The sequence below is a fragment of the Terriglobus albidus genome, from assembly GCF_025685425.1.
Taxonomy (GTDB): domain Bacteria; phylum Acidobacteriota; class Terriglobia; order Terriglobales; family Acidobacteriaceae; genus Terriglobus; species Terriglobus albidus.
Genome location: NZ_JAGTAS010000056.1, coordinates 240,308 through 259,232 on the forward strand (window position 1 = coordinate 240,308; position 18,925 = coordinate 259,232).

Annotated in this window: 13 protein-coding genes; 4 read left to right on the plus strand and 9 right to left on the minus strand. The window is 57.0% G+C overall.

Going from position 1 to position 18,925, the window contains the following annotated elements; genetic code table 11:
- Positions 1 to 53 precede the first annotated feature (53 nt).
- Together pdxR and OHL21_RS15600 are read left to right on the plus strand one after the other, a co-directional pair.
- Positions 54 to 1,538, plus strand: a complete 1,485-nt coding sequence (gene pdxR, locus OHL21_RS15595; protein WP_263418207.1) for a MocR-like pyridoxine biosynthesis transcription factor PdxR — start codon at positions 54 to 56, stop codon at positions 1,536 to 1,538.
- 193 nt (positions 1,539 to 1,731) lie between these two features.
- Positions 1,732 to 4,632: an FAD-binding and (Fe-S)-binding domain-containing protein gene (locus OHL21_RS15600; RefSeq protein ID WP_263418208.1), complete on the plus strand. Its 2,901-nt coding sequence runs from the start codon at positions 1,732 to 1,734 to the stop codon at positions 4,630 to 4,632.
- Between the two features lie 52 nt (positions 4,633 to 4,684).
- On the opposite strand, the gene OHL21_RS15605 is transcribed toward OHL21_RS15600, so the two are convergent.
- The 5 genes from OHL21_RS15605 to OHL21_RS15625 form a co-directional block, all read right to left on the minus strand.
- On the minus strand, positions 4,685 to 6,274 hold the full coding sequence (locus tag OHL21_RS15605; protein WP_263418209.1) for a hypothetical protein: 1,590 nt from the start codon (positions 6,272 to 6,274) through the stop codon (positions 4,685 to 4,687).
- Between the two features lie 167 nt (positions 6,275 to 6,441).
- Positions 6,442 to 8,160 (minus strand): chloride channel protein, encoded by a 1,719-nt coding sequence (locus OHL21_RS15610; protein WP_263418210.1) that lies wholly within the window; start codon positions 8,158 to 8,160, stop codon positions 6,442 to 6,444.
- Positions 8,157 to 8,807, minus strand: a complete 651-nt coding sequence (locus OHL21_RS15615) for a tetratricopeptide repeat protein (protein WP_263418211.1) — start codon at positions 8,805 to 8,807, stop codon at positions 8,157 to 8,159. Before OHL21_RS15615 ends, OHL21_RS15610 begins: the two co-directional genes overlap by 4 nt.
- Positions 8,808 to 9,024: 217 nt before the next feature.
- Positions 9,025 to 10,416, minus strand: a complete 1,392-nt coding sequence (locus tag OHL21_RS15620; RefSeq protein WP_263418212.1) for a chloride channel protein — start codon at positions 10,414 to 10,416, stop codon at positions 9,025 to 9,027.
- Positions 10,417 to 10,635: 219 nt separating this feature from the next.
- Entirely contained in the window at positions 10,636 to 10,917 is a 282-nt protein-coding gene (locus tag OHL21_RS15625) for a hypothetical protein (protein WP_263418213.1), read from the minus strand.
- 273 nt (positions 10,918 to 11,190) lie between these two features.
- Between OHL21_RS15625 and OHL21_RS15630 the strand changes: the two genes are divergently transcribed.
- Complete coding sequence (locus OHL21_RS15630) at positions 11,191 to 11,475, plus strand: hypothetical protein (RefSeq protein ID WP_263418214.1); 285 nt, start codon at positions 11,191 to 11,193, stop codon at positions 11,473 to 11,475.
- A complete protein-coding gene (locus tag OHL21_RS15635; RefSeq protein WP_263418215.1) occupies positions 11,472 to 12,545 on the plus strand; it encodes a D-arabinono-1,4-lactone oxidase in 1,074 nt (357 codons plus the stop codon). Before OHL21_RS15630 ends, OHL21_RS15635 begins: the two co-directional genes overlap by 4 nt.
- Positions 12,546 to 12,557: 12 nt before the next feature.
- Here OHL21_RS15635 and OHL21_RS15640 read toward each other — a convergent pair whose 3' ends face one another.
- The 4 genes from OHL21_RS15640 to OHL21_RS15655 all read right to left on the minus strand — a co-directional run bounded on the left by OHL21_RS15640 (position 12,558) and on the right by OHL21_RS15655 (position 18,888).
- Positions 12,558 to 13,301: a 3-keto-disaccharide hydrolase gene (locus OHL21_RS15640; protein WP_263418216.1), complete on the minus strand. Its 744-nt coding sequence runs from the start codon at positions 13,299 to 13,301 to the stop codon at positions 12,558 to 12,560.
- A 53-nt stretch (positions 13,302 to 13,354) separates the two neighbouring features.
- Positions 13,355 to 14,242, minus strand: coding sequence for a VOC family protein (locus tag OHL21_RS15645; protein WP_263418217.1), 888 nt, complete (start codon positions 14,240 to 14,242; stop codon positions 13,355 to 13,357).
- 113 nt (positions 14,243 to 14,355) lie between these two features.
- Positions 14,356 to 16,170: an alginate lyase family protein gene (locus OHL21_RS15650; RefSeq protein WP_263418218.1), complete on the minus strand. Its 1,815-nt coding sequence runs from the start codon at positions 16,168 to 16,170 to the stop codon at positions 14,356 to 14,358.
- 186 nt (positions 16,171 to 16,356) lie between these two features.
- On the minus strand, positions 16,357 to 18,888 hold the full coding sequence (locus tag OHL21_RS15655) for an ABC transporter permease (protein ID WP_263418219.1): 2,532 nt from the start codon (positions 18,886 to 18,888) through the stop codon (positions 16,357 to 16,359).
- Positions 18,889 to 18,925 lie beyond the last annotated feature (37 nt).

Below are 18,925 nucleotides of genomic sequence, written 5' to 3' on the forward strand. Positions count from 1 at the left end.
TCCATAATCGAAATGTTGAGTAGTCCACTTTGCGATGGGGTATCTAATTAACGATGCCAAAGAAGGAAACATTTCAGGATCTGTCCCTGCCCGCACTCAAAGGCGAGCAGGAGCTGTGGCGCTGGCTCTATACCGAGCTTCGCGCCGCAATTCTCGGCGGCAGGTTGAAGCCCGGCGCACGGCTTCCATCCACGCGCAGTCTGGCGAAGCAATACAGCCTCTCTCGCGGAACCGTCATCGCAGCCTTCGATCAACTGCTGTCGGAGGGATACATTCGCACCCAGGTCAGTTCCGGTACCTATGTCGCCCCCATCATGCCGGGTCAGTGGTTGCAGGCGAATCGTAGGCGCTCCACCCTGAAAGTGCCCGCCTCCAAGGCAACGCTGTCGAAGCGTGCCCGCGCGATGATTCACGGGATCGATCTTCTGGCGCCGTCCCACTCGGTGGGTAAGGCATTCCGATCCTACGAACCGGCGATCGATCTCTTCCCGGTGGAACTGTGGTCCCGGGTTGCGTCGAGAGTACTCAGGCATGCACCGCGTTCGCTCTACGGGCACGGGGCTGCCGGAGGCTATCAGCCCCTGCGGCGCGCAATCGCCGAATATATTGGCGGGGCGCGTGGCGTACGTTGTGTGCCGGAGCAGATCATTGTCACTTCGGGAGCGCAGCAGGCATTGGATCTGGCTGCGCGCTTCCTGCTGGACCCGGGTGATCACGTCTGGATGGAAGATCCTGGTTATTCCGGAACCACGCAGACCCTACGGGCGGCCGGAGCGAAGATCATTCCGGTGCCGGTCGATCAGGATGGTTTCGACGTAAAAGCCGCACGCAAACTTTCCCCCAAGGCGAGAATGGCATACGTGACCCCAGCAAATCAGTTCCCCCTGGGCGTTACCATGTCTGCCGATCGCCGCCTGGAGCTTTTGAACTGGGCAGCGAGCATCGGTGCCTGGATTGTGGAAGACGACTATGACGGCGAGTACCGCTATCACGGGCGTCCGGTTGCCGCGCTGCAGAGCCTGGATCACTCAGGTTCAGTCATCTATATCGGAACCTTCACCAAGATGCTGTTCAATGCGCTTCGTTTGGGTTTCATGGTGGTGCCGGAGCGATTGGCGAACGCATTCGAAGCCGCGCGCAGCTTTGTAGATCGCCATCCCCCAACGCTTGACCAGGCCATTCTTGCCGAGTTCATTACGGAGGGGCATTTTGGTCTTCATGTGAGAAAGATGCGTCAGACATACCTGGAACGCCTATCCGTCCTTAAGGAGGCAGCACAAAAGCACCTCGATGGTTTGCTGACCATTGAGGATGCTGCGGCGGGCATGCGAACCATAGGCTGGCTTCCGGCCGGGGCATCCGACAAGCTCGCGTCAAAACAGGCGAGCATGCTTGGACTTGAGGTGAGCGCGCTCTCAGCATTCGCACTCAAGAAGACACAAAAGCCCGGCCTGATTCTTGGATTTGCCGGCTGTACTCCACACGAGCTCCGCAGGGGCGTCTCTGTACTATCGACTGATCTCAGAGGCAGTCGATAGTAGCGTCCATGCCAACAAACCATGCAGAAAGGTGGGTAAGGGTTATACACCTATTGCGGATTGCATCAATACCGACTGTCGGTAGTCTGATATCCTTGCTTGCTCGTAGCGCTTCGTAAGCATCCTCGTTGAGGTCCGTAGGCTCTTTATGCAGAAAGCTTCATCGCCCTTCGTCGTTCTACCGCGGGAACCGATGATCCTACCGCACCCCCATGAGTTCTTCAGGGACGCCCGGCGTTTGGAAGAGCGCCTACGGCAGGTGGTACAAGGAGAGGTCCGCTTCGACGAAGCGTCTCGCGCTCTCTACGCGACAGATGCATCCAATTATCGCCAGGTCCCCATCGGTCTCGTTGTTCCTCGCACCATAGAAGATGTGATTGCTACGGTAGCGGCCTGCCGAGAGTTCGGCGCTCCCGTACTATCACGTGGAGGCGGCACCAGCCTTGCCGGCCAATGCTGCAACGTAGCGGTCGTACTCGATTTTTCGAAGTACCTGCGAAACATTACCTGGCTCGATCCGAGCCGGCGTCTCGCACATGTAGAGCCTGGCATCGTGCTCGATGCGCTCCGAACCGAAGCCGAGAAACACGAGCTTACCTTTGCACCGGACCCCGCTACTCATAGTCGTTGCACACTCGGCGGTATGATCGGGAATAACTCCTGCGGCGTACACGCTCTTATGGGCGGCAAGACCGTCGACAACATTGAAGAGCTTGACATCCTGCTTTATGACGGCACGCGGATGACCGTGGGCCGTACCAGTGAAGAGGAGCTTGAGACCATCATTGCGGCCGGTGGTCGGAAAGGGCAGATCTACGACGGACTCAAACGTCTCCGCGATAGATACGCGCAACTTATCCGCGAGCGATATCCCGACATCCCTCGCCGCGTCTCAGGCTATAACCTCGATCAGCTTTTGCCCGAGAACGGATTCAACGTGGCACGTGCTCTCGTCGGAACCGAGGGAACCTGTGTCACAATACTCGGCGCGACCTGTGAGCTGAAGGCGAGCCCACAGCATCGCCGTCTGGTTGTACTGGGCTTCAAGGATGCCTTTCTCGCTGCGGATCATGTTCCCCTTGTACTCCGCCACAAACCGATCGGACTTGAAGGATTCGATGGTTTGTTGGTGGATTACATGCTGCGCAAGAATCTCGCAGTGGATGATGTTAAGCTTCTGCCTCCAGGGCGCGGGTTTCTGCTGTGTGAGTTTGGGGCGAACTCGCCGCAAGAGGTGGAGGCCATCGTTGACCGGTTCGTGGAAGATGCAAAGTTTTACCCTGAGCATCCCAGTGTCGATCGCTATTCTCCCGCCGAGGCCGCTCGGGTTTGGAAGGTGCGTGAATCGGCTTTGGGTGCGACCGTCTTTGTCCCCGGTGAGCGCCATAGATGGGAGGGCTGGGAAGACTCTGCTGTCCCGCCGGAGAATCTCGGCCAATATCTCCGCGACCTGTTCCATCTGATCAGCTCCTACGGTTACAGCACTCCGATCTATGGGCACTTCGGGCAAGGCTGCGTCCATATGCGCATCACCTTCGATTTCAGTAGTGCGCAGGGCGTAGCGAACTTTCGTCGATTTCTCGAAGAAGCGGCTGAGATCTGCTTGAAATATGGTGGATCATTTTCCGGCGAGCATGGCGATGGCCAGGCCCGCGGATTCCTGCTGCCGAAGATGTTCGGTCCTGAATTAATGGAGGCTTTTCGCGACTTCAAGGCGCTGTGGGACCCAACAAATGCCATGAACCCGGGAAAGATGATCGATCCTGTTCGCGTCTATGACGCCACGGAAAACCAGCGCATCAGTCCAGCGTACTCGCCCGCGACCCCGAAGACATGGTTTACCTATCCCGGCGACAGAGGACTCTTTAGCGAAGCGACCACTCGGTGCGTGGGGGTGGGAGCGTGCCGCAAGGTCGATCAGGGAACCATGTGCCCATCGTACATGGCAACCCGCGAAGAGAAGCATTCCACCCGAGGCCGCGCGCACCTGCTCTTCGAAATGCTTCAGGGAGAGACGATCAAGGACAGATGGCAAAACGAAGAAGTGCGTGAAGCACTCGACCTCTGCCTCTCCTGCAAGGCCTGCAAGACTGAATGCCCGGTAAACGTTGACATGGCTACGTGGAAGGCAGAGTTCCTTGCCCATTATTATGGGCACTATAACCATCCCATGCGGCACTATGTCTTCGGGTTCATGGACCGCTGGGCCCGGTTCGCTTCATTCACGCCTCGACTTGCGAACCTGCCCAGCAAGATCGGTGTTACCTCCTCCTTGATGCGCCGTCTTCTCCACATTGCCCCGCAACGTAAGATTCCGCAGTTTGCCAGGAGAAACTTCCGTAGGGAATGGAACACTCGACACGGATGGAAGCCGGCAAATGCACAGGCAGATGTCCTGTTGTGGCCGGACACCTGGAACAACTACTTCCATCCCGATGCACTCCATGCTGCGCATCGTGTGCTGGAGGACGCCGGAATACCCGTTACTGTTCCTCAACATCACGTCTGTTGCGGTCGTCCTCTTTACGATTTTGGTTTTCTTCATGCTGCAAAGAACTATCTGAGTCAAATCCTCGACACCTTCGCCCCGCAAATTATGGCAGGCATCTCGGTCGTCATGCTCGAACCAAGTTGCGCCAGTGTCTTTCGCGATGAACTTCTTAACTTCTTTCCAGAGGATCCGCGTGCGCAACGACTTGCGAAGCAGACAATGATGTTGAGTCAGTACCTTGCCGAAAATCGACGTGGCTGGAAGATTCCAGACCTTACCGGCCGGCGCTTGGTCGTGCAAGGGCATTGCCATCAAAAGTCATTGATGACGATGAAACACGATGTCGATCTTATGCGCGCCACCGGCGCTGAGGTCGATCTGCTCGATTCCGGATGTTGCGGTATGGCAGGCCCGTTCGGCTTTGAGGCCGGGCACTATGATGTCTCTCAGACGCTCGCCGAACGGGTCCTGCTTCCCGCGGTCCGATCTGCGCGTCCAGAAGACATCGTCGTCGCGAACGGGTTCTCCTGCCGCGAGGCAGTAGAACAGAACAGTTCGCGGCGAGCCGTCCATCTGTCTCAGGTGCTTGCGGGCGAAGTTTAGTCTAGCTGTTAGAGATTTTGGGAACGGATTACAGGAGCTGTTCCAGCGCAGGCTACTTCCCGCAAGATGGATTGTGGGCACCGCGCAATGTCAAAACGTTGATCGAAAGGGGAAGGAGAGTAACTTTACCTTTTCGAAATTTTGTTCCCTCCAAATGCGGTACTGTGCCGTCCTGAGCGAGCCGAAGTTCCTGTCCATTCAGGAAGACTGTCTTACTCAACAGGTCTGGTGATGTAAGCGTGTATCGGCTGCCGTAGGTCGGTACCTGTATTGTTTGTGTATTTGTTTTACTAAGATTCAATAAAAGGATGGAGACACCTCCAGCCGAATCTTTCATGCACTGCGCGTACGTGCGCATCTCTGAAGTTTGCGGAAGTCCAGGATCAAGAGAACGTGTCCCCATCGTCTGCTTCCACAGCAGGGAAGCCCAATAGTTAGGGCGGGGTTCATAGGTTTCCTCGTCGATGAGGCCGTAATCACTGCTCGCGAGTGTGTTGTACATGATCGACTTCACACCGCTCTGCGCCAGGTTTCCGAATTGGTCCAGGAGCCTGAAGCTGTCCACGAACTCTGCCGCCCAGGTGTCACCACCGCAGGAAGCCTCGCCGGTTTCTGTGAGCCAGATTGGTTTACCGGGCAGAAATTTATCGCGAAGCGCGGTAAAGTAGGCATTCGCTACCTTGCCGCGGTCCAGCCAATCCTGGGTAAGAAGCTCATTCAGTTCCGTGCCTTCGTTACGGGCACAGCGATGTGAGCGCGTGTAGTAGACGTGATACGAGAAGCCGTCGAACAGCGGTCCGATCTCTGTCATCAGGGTGGCAGTTGGGGTTAGTTTCAATCCGGGAAGATCTGGTGTTTGAGGGACTCCTTCGGCGGCGCCGCTTGGGCCGATGTAGATGGTGCCGGGAGACTCTTTCTTGAGGAACTCGGCGAAGATCTTACTGTCTCTCGCATACTCCTTTGCTCCATATTGGCCACCGCCGCCACCTACGCTCAGAAGGGTCGGTTCATTCATGTATTCAGTGACCGCGATACGTCCACCAATGGATTTGGTGTAGTCGAACCACTGTTTCGCCTGATCTGTGGTCCACACGCCCTCGGCATTGTGTGTCCCGGGACTAGTTGCAACCGAAGCTACGATCTCGCCATCGACAGCTTTGGCAAATTCCACCACCCCTTTCCATTGCGCGCGGGTCATCACGCCCTGGAAGCCGGGTGGAGGTGTCTTTATAGCGGGCTGATCGTCATCCTGGAAATACGTCGAATTCCGCCAGCTTCCGCTTACGCGAACATACGCCGGTCCAAGCGCGGCCGCCAGTTTCCGAAGCTTCGCATTGGACAGATCAATCGGCGGGCGATATTTAAAGCGCGGTTCGTTGGTGTCGCGGATACCACCAAAATCTCCAGGTGCAGCTGGCGGCGCAGTCTTGGAGAAAGACTTGAAGGGAGCCCAAAAGCGGCCGCCAGTCACCTCAACGGCCTCTACGTTATAGGAGACGAAGCGCGGATCAACCTGTCCCAGAGCTCTCATCTGCTTTGGATTGAGAGCAGATTGTGCATCGATATTGCCGGGGGCTCCCGCGATAGCAACGGCTATCAATGCGAGTTGCCAGGAGTGCAGGGACGAAAGGCGAGATGTCATGATGCTGGCTCCAATATGTTTTCGTATTCTTACGAGTCGAATCCGCATCATTGCTCGGTAAGTTTCGATCAGATTGAATACGTGCGAACACGAATTTACAGCACAGTTGACTCCATTGTCCCCTGTTTTTTTGCTGGCATGTAGATCCCAGAACCCCGGAGAGCGCGTCAATGCTTGTCGGTTTCCGCTAAGTCCATTGGATCGCGTCTCATCAGCCCCGGAAGAGTAACGACACCCTCCAGCATCCCTCCTGCACGGCTAATTACCGGCAAAAGATCCCACCGTTCAAGATGCGGGAGTGCTTTCGCCAGTGGCTGATCCGGATACAGCACGGGTGTCCGCTCCCCGTGCATCAAGTCGCTGATCCGAGTCTCGCGTTCTGCGTTTTCAAGCTCGTCGCGCTGCATCACATACCATCGTCCATCCGCACAATGCACCAGCGCTATGCCGTCCTGTTCCATCACTTGCATCGCGTCCGCCACATTGACGGAGTCCTCGATCACGGGCACGGTCACGGGTTGCAGCGCATCTTCCAACCGCAGCTCGTCTTCCTCGCGGATTTCCTCCATCGAGGGGAGCACCAATCCGCTCTGCTTTGTTAATAACTCGAAGATTGGCACCGGCTGCAAACTCCGCGACAACGTATACGCAATTGTGTTCGCCACAATTACCGGCAGAACGATTGAATAGTTCTGGCTTACCTCCAGCACCATAAAGACGCTGGTCAGCGGTGCGCGGAGGAAAGCGGCAAACAACACGCCCATTCCTACGAGCGCGTACGAGCCGGTGGAGCCAGTCAGGCCGGGGAAGAATTTCTTCTCAAATACTCCGAGCGCCGCGCCGAGAGTTGCACCGATGAACAAGGTTGGTGCGAACATTCCCCCGGGCGTTCCGCTGGAGAAAGAAAGTGACGTTGCCGCAATCTTCAGGCCAGCCAGCATCAGCAGCATCTCCCAGGTGAACTGGGAGTGCATTGCCTGATCGATGGCGTCATAACCCGCGCCCATCACCTGGGGAAAACCGAAATAGCCAATTGTCCCCACGATCAGACCGGCCAGCATTGGTTGCAGCATTCGTAATGCCGGTGGTTGCTTCCGTAACCACGGATGCAGCCAGCCAATGGTCTTCGCGAAGATCAGGGCTGCAACACCGCCCGCAAATCCTAGCGCTGCGTACGCAAGTAGCTCACGTGGATCGCGCAGCATCACCTCTGGAATGCGGAACATCGGCTCCGAGCCCCAAAATGCACGTGCTACTACGACGCTTGCGACAGCCGATAGCACTACGGAGCCCAGCACCGCCGCGCTCCACTGGCCGATGACCTCCTCAATCACGAACAAGATTGCTGAGATTGGCGCATTGAATGCAGCAGCCAAACCCGCCGCCGCGCCGACCGGTGCGAAGATCCGCAGTTTCCTGCGTGAGATTCCCACCTGCCGGCTCACCAGCGAGGCCACCCCCGCGCCGATTTGTAATGAGGGGTCTTCCGGACCTAAAGAGTGCCCGCTGCCAATCGCAAGCGCCGAGAGCAGAAACTTTCCAATCGTTGTCCTGAAGGAGATGTATCCGTTATGGATGTATAGCGCTGCCTTCGTCTGATTTACACCGCTGCCGCGAACGTCGGGAAATACATAGCGTGTCGCAATTGCGACGACAAGTCCGATACCGGCAGGCACGAGGATCATGCGCAGCTGATGGGGTTCCGATACCGATCCCAGTAGTAGTACCTGGAGCCATTCAATCGCCATCCGGAACGATACGACCAGTAAGCCGGCAATGACTCCAATAAAAATCGACAGCAGCAGAAACAGCCGCTCTTCACGCCGCTGCTGCTGCCTTGGATCCAACGGGCTCTCCTCTGGCATCTGTTGCGTCGTGTCGCTCATTGACCGGCACCGGCCTTTGCGAGCAGATCGTTGACTTCTCGTTGCACTGCCGGGTCTCTGGGCCAGTTTCCTCTCACGACTAGCAGTTCCTCGCGAGCCGCAGGTTCATCATGTTGTGCGATCAGATATCGGGCTAGCTCCAGTCGTCCCTCGCGCCGGTGTACTGCTCCATTCTCGTCCCACCGCCCATCAATCGCCGCGCGATAATACCTGACTGCTGCTGTCGGGTCTTTGCGTCGTGCCGCGATCCGCGCTAACTGCAAGTTGATCAGCCCGTCGCCCGGGTGGACATCCCATAGCTCCAGAAAGGCGTTGTACGCCTCATCGGTATGCTTTGGTCCTGCCGCGGCGAGTGACTGTGCCAGCAATAGCTCATTCACAGAGGCCCCCGGAGCAAATGTCAGTGCGGTGCGAAAGTCTTTCACTGCATCTTCCGCGTGCCCGGCGTTCAGCGCCATTTGCCCCTTTGCCGTCCACGAGCGAGCCTGCTCTGAACGATGGTTTGTAAAGCTCCGGAACAGCAACAGTGTCATCACAAACAGCGCCACTGTTATCAGCGTCAGCACGAAAAAAGCCAGCGCATCATGCAGCAAAAGTTCACGCCGAGTGAGCTTGTGTGTCTCCACGGAACCAGTGTAATGGGCCAAATGATCCATCCTGCGCGTAGCGTGGCGAATCTTAGTCGCTGACGGCTTAGAGCTTTTTCCCTGTAGGTGTAGGGTTTCCGCATCTATGGGCGTTTTCCGCAATGAAGACGCCGCTGCACTCCTCTTCCGGGACACCCAGCAACAGGGAAATGCTTTGGGCAGCCACGGCAGCTTCTAATCCGCCAGCACTCCGATCGATAGAGATCGCTATCTCCTGCTAGTCGAGATCGTATCCGAATAGACGGAGACGCTCGTTTTCACGCTCAATCGAGCGTTCTCTGCCTCGTAGCAGGCCCCTGATGGAGAGTTCGCCGCATATCTGTCCCGTTGCCCGCTCGACGACCGGTAATGCTTCTACTCCTTCAGTTGCCATAATCTCCGCTGCTCCGCGCGTCGTTGAATCGTCATAGGCATAGAAAGGCGGGAGCGCGTTGGCTGGGGGATCGGCTGTGAGAGGAGACATCACTTCACGGACAAGCACGAGCTCAAGCGGGTCAACACCGTATTCCCGCGTGAGGTGGAAGCCCCGCCGGCTGAGTTTCTCGGTCAGGATCGATCGAGGCATGATCAACGCTGTAACCAGGTAAGACGCGATGCAGGCCATCGAAAGAGGCAGCAGCGCGGGCAGGCAATGCGTTACTTCCAGGCTGAAGAGAATTGCGGTCAAGGGAACACCGAGGGAGCCGGCCAACATCGATCCCATGCCGATTAAGGCAAAGAAAGCCTGGGTTTCGGCCGAAGCGTGAGCCAGATGTCCAGCAAGCGCTCCAACGGCGCCTCCGATCATGAGGAGCGGCGCAAGAACACCGCCGGAGGTCCCCGATCCCAGCGAGAAAGCCCACATCAGCGACTTCGCCAGAAGGATTCCAACGATCAGGGCAAGTGGTGCAGACCCTTGTAGCAGTTCGGCAATGTTTTCGTACCCAACGCCAAGGCCACGGGGGAAGAAAAGGCCGCCCAGACCGATGCCGATACCACCAATTGCAGGCCACCACATCCAGTGGAGATGCAGATGCTCGAAGAGGTCTTCGAAGGCGTACATCATGCGGCTCATAAGCGCCGCGACGATGCCGATGAATGCGCCCAGGAAAAGAGACGCAACGGACAGGGTAGCGAAATGAACTTCCGCAATGGCGGGCATAGCGAACAGTGGCCCTGCGCCCAGCCAATAGACACGGAAGAGCGCGGCTGTAGCACTCGCAATCGCAACTGGCACCAGACTGCGCGGCCGCCATTCAAAAAGCAAAAGCTCAACCGCGATAAGAATAGCGGCCAGCGGTGTTGCGAAGGTAGCCGACATACCAGCAGCGGCTCCGGCAACAAGCAGCGTGGTTCGTTCGGCGTCGGTAACATGCATCCACTGTCCAACCAGTGATCCTGCCGCGCCGCCCGTCATAATGATTGGACCTTCCGCACCGAACGGACCACCCGAACCAATGGCGATTGCCGCCGAGACAGGTTTCAGGATCGCGATCTTTGGATCGACTTTCGCGCGGCGAAGCAGGATGGCTTCGATTGCTTCCGGAATACCATGTCCCCGAATCTTGTCGGAGCCGAAGCGAGCCATAATACCTACCAGCAGGCCGCCCACAATTGGAACGAAGACCATCAGGTGTCCTAGAGGACTACCTGCGGGAGACACGGGGGCGCTGCTGAAACGGTGATAGTAAAAAATATTGGTTGAAAATGCGATACAGCGTAGAAGCAGGACCGCCAACAGCGTTGCACAGATACCGATGCCGACTGCGACGCCAGAAAGCAGCCAAACTCGTTTATCAACTGTGAAATCTCTAAGTATCGATGGTTCCGACTGCAAGGTTTCCTTCTTTCATCGGCCCGGTATAGCGAGAGCCGTTTGAGGAGTTGATTTGCCTTGACGCTCAACCACGGAATTGTGTCGAAGGCGCACCACATCTGCGATGTAAGAGATCGCCGCCAGGGTGCCATCCGGAGCGCCGGAAATTTGCAACAAGGGCTGACGCTGTTGCGACTGCAGGCCCGCCTTCACTACGAATTGTTGACTAAATTGGAGAAAACGCCCGATTTTTTGATTGAACGGAGCCAGTAGCTGAATCTGCCTCCGTTCAATCGTTCTGGGGGAGCGTTTCATTACATTTATATCGTAACACGATTCATTTCCCGGCCGAAACTCAAGCGTAATTCGATCTGACTGCTGTATCCAATGAAATCGTGGCTCGCGCGCATCGCAGGCTGCAAGCGCAACATCCGGCGGAGGTACTGTTGACGACGTCCGCGGACCTTTACTAGCATCGGAACGCTCCGCAACGAGCAATGAAGCATTTCGGTTGAGGAATGAGACAAACTGCGACCGCTACCAAGCGACACAGCCGCAGTGTGACTGGCTATAAAGAAAGGCGCGGCGATGAATAAGCGTGAGTTTTTGAAGACGTCTGGTTCCGTAATGGCGGTAGCCCTGCTCTCGCGGTTAGGCGTCGGGCAGGAGCAAAAACAGGCGGCGGCTAAGGCAAACCGGACCAACTGGGCTGGTAACTACACCTATAAGGCTGCACATCTGGATGAACCTGGAAGCGTGCAGGAGGTGCAGCGACTGGTCGCATCTCTCAGAAATGCCAAGGCTCTCGGCGCGCGCCATTCGTTCAACGATATCGCCGACTCCTCCGGCGATCAGATCTCACTTAAAACATGACCGAGATGACGCTGGATAAGGCAGCGGGCACGGTCACGGTCTCGGCTGGAGTGACCTACGGGAAGCTTGCGCCGTGGCTCGACGCACAAGGGTTCGCCGTGCACAACCTGGCCTCTCTGCCACATGTCTCTGTCGTGGGCGCCTGTGCTACGGCCACACACGGTTCTGGCATTCACAATGGAAACCTCTCCACAGCGGTTCGCGCTATCGAATTTGTGGATGGCACGGGGCAGCTCAAGACACTTTCACGCAGTGCCAATGGTGACGAGTTTAATGGAGCTGTTGTGGCGCTAGGCGCACTGGTCGTCACCCGCATTACGCTGGCAGTTGTGCCCACATTTCAGATCTCGCAGCTCGTCTATGAGAATCTGTCGTTCGATCAACTGGAGCACAACCTGGATGCGATCTTCGGCTCGGGTTACAGCGTCAGTCTCTTTACGGACTGGCAGCGTCATCGCGCGACCCAGGTATGGCTGAAACAGAGCATCACCGGTTCGACGACGCCAGCTCTTCCGCCACTCTTCTATGGCGCCACGCTGCAGAAAACGAAGCTCCATCCTCTGGCCGGACACTCCCCGGAGAACTGCACCGAGCAGCTTGGCGTTCCGGGACCATGGTACGAGCGTCTTCCACACTTTCGCATGAACTTCACACCATCCAGCGGCGCGGAACTGCAGTCGGAGTACTTTGTGCCACGCGCGCAGGCGTATAAGGCCATTCTGGCGGTGGAGCAGTTGCGTGACAAAATTACGCCCCATCTTTTCATTACGGAGCTGCGTACCATCGCTGCGGACGATTTGTGGCTCAGCACGGCTTACAAGCGCGATTCCGTGGCAATCCACTTCACCTGGAAGCCGGAAGAGAAGGCAGTACGGAGTGTACTTCCTCTGATTGAAGAGAAGCTCGCCCCATTTGATGCTCGTCCGCACTGGGCGAAGGTGTTCACCATGTCACATCAGCGGCTCAGCGAGTTATACCCACGGCTTAACGACTTTCGCGCATTGACCGCGCGCTATGATCCTAATCGCAAGTTTTTCAATACCTATCTGCAGAACGTCCTTGGCGCATAAGGGTGGAACATCTTATTTAAGCGGGTACAGCTTCATATTGCGGAAGTAGATCTCGGCGCCTTCTGACTGGAAGAGAATCTTGCCTCTGGACGGGAAGGCGTTCGTCCCTTCGTTGGCGAGTTTGCCGTTTACGTACTGCCATACGTGACCGTTGCGGTTGACCAGCTCCACCACGTTCCACTCGCCGTGCGGCTTTTCGACCTCGTTTACCGGGTCGCGATATCCCACCACGTTCTGGTAAGGCCCTTTGTTGAAGCGATCGATCTTCAGAGCCTTGCCATCAGGACCGGTTACACGCACACCATCTTTGCCCGTTAGCGCCGCGCCGTCCGTCATCCAGAAGTCGCCTGTACATCCCTCATTGATCTGAAACTCGACCGACCGTGGCCACACCTTGTGGGGGCCCTGGATGTTGTAAAGAATGCCGCTGTCGCGCGCCTTGCCCTGCCGTGAGCCGTAAGTTCCTTCACCCCACTTGAACTCGGCGCGCAGATAGTAGTTGGAGTATTCCTGCTTGGTGATGAAGTAACCCATCTCCATGCCGGAAACATGCACGACACCGTTCTCAATGGTGAAGACGTGGTTCGGATCGGAGTTCAGTCCCTCACCGGTGAGGAACGTATCGAAGCCTTCCAGGTCCTTCCCGTCAAAGAACTTCACCGCGCGTCCGTGTTTGGGTATCTCCGGTGACTGGCCTACCGCGAGAATCGTGCTGCCAAGTAGCGCCGCTGCGCAGATACAGGCTGCAATACGCATCGGTCGAAGTGCCTCCGTTTGTGTCGCAAGTATTGTCATAGCGTGCCGACGAGCTAAGGCTTCGGGTGGGGAGCGGTGATGGGCGAGCAGCATGGCGTCATCACTGGAGTGAACTCCATCAGCTCCGTGCGTGTGCCTTCATCATCGTAAGAGTTGAACTGCCACTTTCCGTCGCGGCCAATCTGCATGGGGCTATGTTCGGTGCTGAGGCGGTCCTGCGCTGCCAGCGTTGAAACAGCCTGTTCCATGTTCACGACGCCGATAGAGTAATGGTTCATGACGCCCGCCTGTTTCTGGGTCAGTTCCTGGCCCTCACGCGGCAACATATACTCCAGCCATTCGTTAGCATCGGGTGTCTGCTGCGAGACCCAGGACGTACGGCCGTCGGTGCCGCCTCCATACCAGTAGGGCCGGAAGTTTAGGATCTCACGGTAGAAGGTGTCTTCCTTTGCCCGGTCATGCACCACCATGCCGACATGGATTATCCTTGTGCCGATCGGCTGGGCTCCACTGAGGTCTGCTTTTCCGGGTTGTACGAACTCCACCGTGTTGCCTTCGGGGTCTTTCACCGAGAAGGTTTTTGATCCATCATTCAACGCCTGAATGGTTGCGGGGACCTCGACATGCTTCGCAGCGAGATACGACCGCAGGCCTGCGGCGTTGACCGTTTTGTAGGCAAGGTGATCCAGCCGGGTAATGCCGGCCTGTGCGGGCAGCGGCAGGACCTCCACAAACTGTGTCGCATTGACGTAATAACGGGTGCCGGCCGAATTCTCCGGATCCGCAGCCTTCTTCAAGCCCATGTCATGTTCGTAATATCGTTGTGCGGCGGCCATATCGCGCGCATAGACAGCGATATGAGAGATGCCGTCGATCGCGGGCCGCTGCTGCGCCGCAAGGGGAAGAGCGCCGAAAAGGAGGAGTAGAGTGGGTGCCTTCATCGCGCAACCATCATAGTCCGTCTCCATTTCTGCGGCTAGATTCCCGTCAATTGCGAGGTAAAGATCTGGTGCCCCAGTTCCAGCCGGGGCACCAGATCGGGGTAGAGGTTGATTTATTGAGGGAAGTTCCCTCCCAAAGGGAGGTTGAAGCTACAGACGTTGTCCGTGCCGACTTCGGCATGCAAAACCGCGTGGTCAAGTGTCGTGGCGGTCAGCCGGAACTTGTAGCCGGAGGCGATCTGCACTTGTGACCCTCCGTCGGGAGTGACGTAGGCGTCGTAGGTCTGGTTGGGAATGTTGAGAATCATCCAGAAGCTATATTTCGTTCCGCCGGTGTAGGGAATTGAATTTACCGCGGCATAGCCCCCGATGTTGCCGTTGTAAGCGTCAATGAAGCCAGATGGGTTGAAACGGACGATAGCCGCTAGCTGGGCATATGCGGCCGGCGTGCCGCTGCTGAGGCCCACAACCGTATTGGCGTTATTTTGCGACGGTGTTGCGTTGAACTTCACCGTCGGAGAGCCGGTCTGCGCAATGTAGGCGATGCTATTCCAGGAGGAGTTGTTTGCCTGGGTGCAGACCTCGGCTGTATGTGTCAGCGCCTCGAACAACGTCATGTGATTTCCGTGGTCGGTATCCTGGGCAAGGTTCAGGCCGTTGTTCTGGATCCAGTTGTAGGTATTCGCGGTACCGTGCTGGCCGCTTGTTCCATGCTGGTTTTGCATGGCGGCGACATTTAGGCGGTTATGGTAGGCGTTGTAACCGATGACATACGTAGCGCCATAGCCCAGTTTGATCTGGTTGATACCGACTCCGCCGGAGCTGGTGCAGAAGTCGAAGGGCGCGGTGATGATGTTGTTCTGCCCCGGGTTCTGTGCTTCGAGACCAGAGATAAGGTTCAGCGCGCCAACGATCCGATCCTCCGCTTTGACCTGGGCTCCGGTCTCTGTGGAATTGCTTGTGTCGGTGTAGAGTTCACCACCCTGGATCCAGTCGGTCTCAGCGGTCATGATGGTCGAGGAGATGCTGTCTTCTGTGTGCGTAAGGTCACGGCAGGTCTCCTGATTCACATTCTCCGTGGATGCGTTGAAGATGCTTTGGCCGAACCAGCTTGGATTACCGCGTGGCGAAGCCGCATGACTGGAGCCATCAATCGCGTTGAGATAGAAGAGATCGGGAACCCGGCCCAGCCACATGGTGCGGGCTTGATTGAGTAGTGAGCGGTTCTCGGTCAGGACGGCGATCTGCATGGTGCCATCGATCATGCTCATGTCCCAGTTCCCGTTGACTCCCGATCCATTCTGGATAACGGGTTGATAGACATTGACCAGCATATTCTTGAAGTTGTTAAAGCTGGTGCTGGACCACCCGGAGCTGGCTCCTGAGGATGTGCGGCCGTAGTAGAGGATCTCGGCAGCGCGTGGCCACTTCTCGGCATCCCAGCCGGACTGGAGTGGACCATTGGAGCAGTCGGTACCGCTCGGGCAGGGGATACCGTTGGTTCCGGCATAACCCTGGAAGCTTGCCCAGGCATTCAGGATGTTCATCGCATTGTTGGCGTAGGTCTGGTTGCCGGTGATGTACCAGAGTAACGCCTGAACATAGGCCGCGTTCGAGTCGTTGTCGGCAGCCTGGCAGCCGTGGTTGGGATTGGAATTTGCCCCGCATTGGTTGACGCCGCCGGGGTAGTAGCCCTGAACGGCGTATGTCGTGGACCCATAGGTGGAGGCCATGGCTTTGCTGACCTGGTTGCCAACTGTGGCATCTCCGGTCTGATACGCGTTCCGGGTTGCCAGAAGTTGTTGCGGGCTAACGACGATACCTGGATGAACCCATGTCTGGGCGTCAGCGATAGTACTGGCAAAGACGACGGCGCAAGCGATGGCGAAGGCCAGAGCCATTGGCCTGCTGAAGGGAGTGATTCTCATGCAGATGCTCCTCGAATTTTATTGGGACGTCATGGTGCCGAAGCTGGCCAGCTTTGAGCGGCACCATAGGAGCATTGCCAAAAGATAAATGTCAAGTTCGAACTAAATAAACAATCGGTTGTTTACCGAGTTATCCCTTCTTAGAAAAATGAGACGATTCGGAGGCCCATCTGGTAGGCGATGCAATCACTCAATCCTTAGAGCTTCCACGGGATTGATGGATGCCGCACGTTTTGCAGGAACCAGACCCGCGACGCAGGCCGCCAGACCAAGCACGGCGAGTGCTCCCAGCAGAATGCCGGCGTCTACACTCGTGATCTCGTAAAGCTGCGACTGAACAAAGCGCACGCAGAGCAGAGTGGCGGGAATCCCGATCGCAAGGCCGATGATTGCCTGCAGAAGGGCGCCACGCAGGATCATGGCCATGACACCACCCCGATCCGCTCCCAGGGCCATACGTATACCGATTTCGTTTGTCCTGCGCACGACAGTGTATGCGGTTACTCCGTACAGTCCGATAGCCGCCAGCAACAGCGCCAGGCCGCCAAACATCATCGTTAACCGTGAGAGCATTCTCTCTTCGGTGAAGCGATCAGCGATCTGTTCATCGAAGGTCTGGAACTTTACCACGGTTAGATTAGGGTTGATGGCGACGAGAGTTCGTCTAGCAATCGTCTCCATCTCGCGGATGGGCCGATCGGTCTGCAGTACCAGAGCTCCGGCATAGAGGCCGAGGTCATCCTCTATGGGGCCATCCGTCGCTACTCGTTGCAGCGTTGGGAGAAAGACCATGAGATGGTCTGTCCATCGCACCGTGGTATAGACCGTATCCTGCACCACGCCGATAATCTCGTAATCGCCAGGGTGAGTTTCGGAAGTACCAATACGCCTGCCAATCGGATTGCTATCCCCGAAGAACTTCTTCGCGAATGACTGATTCACAACGGCAACTCTGGGAGCTGTCGGCGTATCGCCGATGCCGATGTCTCTCCCGGCAAGCACCTTGGTTCCGACAGAGTCGAAGTACTCCGGGTTGACACGTATGACCGAGGCGCCGTGGCTAACATTCGGCACACCTTCCGCGTTCCAACCCCAGCCGTTGTTGTTGTCTTCCATCGGCGTGTAGCTGGTGATGCCGACCTTCTGTACTCCAGGAACCGCGTGGAATCGGTCCTCCATCTCGCGATACAGGGCTTCGAGCTGAGTCTGCTTGTAACCGGCTGCCTGAGGATTGATATGGACGATATACCGGTTCTGTGTCTCCAGCTTCATGTCGGTGTTTTCGAGTTTACGCAGGCTCTGTGCGAAGAGTCCCGCGCCTACCAGAAGTACAAACGAGAGCGCCGCCTGAATGACAACCAGCACCTTCTGCAGCTTGGGAGTACCGCCGGTTGTCGTTCTGGCTCCGCTCCGCAGTACGTCCGCCGGCTCCGTCCTCGATGCAACGAACGCAGGAGCCAGACCGAACAATAGCCCAGTCAGTAGGCTGAGTCCGAGGGCAAATGCAATGACTGTAGCGGAAGGAGCAGCCTCGATCGGTACTCCGTGCTCGCCGGGAAACGCCAGCGCCAGCAGGATTCGCGCTCCACCGTACGCGATCACCAGGCCGAGAAGGCCGCCGATTCCTGAGAGCAGAATACTTTCGGTCAGTAACTGACGGATGAGACGGTCGCGCCCCGCACCCATGGCTGCGCGTACCGACATCTCGACCTTTCGCGCCATGCCGCGCACCAGTAGCAGATTCGCAACATTCGCGCACGCCACCAGAAGCACCAGCGCTGCGATCCAGGTCAACAGGTGGAGATGGGCGCCGTATGCCTCCTGCATTACCTGGATGCCGTTTCCTCCAGGGGTGAGTGTTACGTGAGAACGGGCCAGCCTTGTCTTGCCGGCTTCCGAGGTAAAGTTGAGCCGTGTCTGCAGCAGTGTCTGCCGCAGAATGCCACTCAGCTTCTCCTGCAGAGGAAGCATTGCGGTTCCTGGCTTCACACGACCTACGATGTACAGCCAGTTTGTGCTGGGATCATGGACATACGGCACGTTCATGATCGCAGGCATCGTCTCGATCGGCAGGTAGTAGTCCGGAGGCGTAGCCACAAGGCGGTCGCCATAGAACCCCTTGGGCGCGATGCCAACGATGGTGACCGGCTTGGTATTCACCCAGAAGGTGCTACCCACCACTTTGGGATTGCCTGCAAAATCCCGTTGCCAGGCGGCATAGCTGATCACCGCCGTCATCGGCGCGCCCTTTGTATCGTCCGCATCGGTGAACAGACGCCCGGCATAGGGGCGCAGTCCAAAGGTTCGGAAGTAGTTGCCGGAGACATACTCTCCCATGACCGATTTCGGCAGAGCGTCGGGCTCATCTCCTCGCACCGTAACCGGACGGAAGGTGAAGCCTGCCTGGATGGCTGCCAGTTCCTCAAACTCCGGTGCGCCCTTCTTCATCTGCTCGTACGTTGTGGTCGAAAAGAGTGAATAGTTGCCATCGCTCCGCCAACCGGAGCCGACACAGCAGTCGTTCGAATCACCGACATGCACCAGCGCTGATGGATTGGCTGCAGGGAGACTCCGCAACAGAACGCTGTTGACCAAGGTGAAGATTGCCGCATTCGCTCCGATCCCCAACGCAAGCGTAAGCAGCACGGTCACCGTAAACGCGGGCGTTTTCTTTAACTGCCGCACGGCATAGCGAAGATCCTGAGCGAGCGTGGTCATTGCAGGCATTCCTCCATGAGTCAATGAGTTTGCTGCA

What these genes read in the sequence shown, in the direction of transcription:
- pdxR (WP_263418207.1), top strand. Translation starts at nt 54, where the DNA reads ATGCCAAAGAAGGAAACATTTCAGGATCTGTCCCTGCCCGCACTCAAA.
- OHL21_RS15600 (WP_263418208.1), top strand. Translation starts at nt 1,732, where the DNA reads ATGATCCTACCGCACCCCCATGAGTTCTTCAGGGACGCCCGGCGTTTG.
- OHL21_RS15605 (WP_263418209.1), bottom strand. Translation starts at nt 6,274, where the DNA reads ATGACATCTCGCCTTTCGTCCCTGCACTCCTGGCAACTCGCATTGATA.
- OHL21_RS15610 (WP_263418210.1), bottom strand. Translation starts at nt 8,160, where the DNA reads ATGAGCGACACGACGCAACAGATGCCAGAGGAGAGCCCGTTGGATCCA.
- OHL21_RS15620 (WP_263418212.1), bottom strand. Translation starts at nt 10,416, where the DNA reads ATGGTCTTCGTTCCAATTGTGGGCGGCCTGCTGGTAGGTATTATGGCT.
- OHL21_RS15625 (WP_263418213.1), bottom strand. Translation starts at nt 10,917, where the DNA reads ATGAAACGCTCCCCCAGAACGATTGAACGGAGGCAGATTCAGCTACTG.
- OHL21_RS15630 (WP_263418214.1), top strand. Translation starts at nt 11,191, where the DNA reads ATGAATAAGCGTGAGTTTTTGAAGACGTCTGGTTCCGTAATGGCGGTA.
- OHL21_RS15635 (WP_263418215.1), top strand. Translation starts at nt 11,472, where the DNA reads ATGACCGAGATGACGCTGGATAAGGCAGCGGGCACGGTCACGGTCTCG.
- OHL21_RS15640 (WP_263418216.1), bottom strand. Translation starts at nt 13,301, where the DNA reads ATGCGTATTGCAGCCTGTATCTGCGCAGCGGCGCTACTTGGCAGCACG.
- OHL21_RS15645 (WP_263418217.1), bottom strand. Translation starts at nt 14,242, where the DNA reads ATGAAGGCACCCACTCTACTCCTCCTTTTCGGCGCTCTTCCCCTTGCG.
- OHL21_RS15650 (WP_263418218.1), bottom strand. Translation starts at nt 16,170, where the DNA reads ATGAGAATCACTCCCTTCAGCAGGCCAATGGCTCTGGCCTTCGCCATC.
- OHL21_RS15655 (WP_263418219.1), bottom strand. Translation starts at nt 18,888, where the DNA reads ATGACCACGCTCGCTCAGGATCTTCGCTATGCCGTGCGGCAGTTAAAG.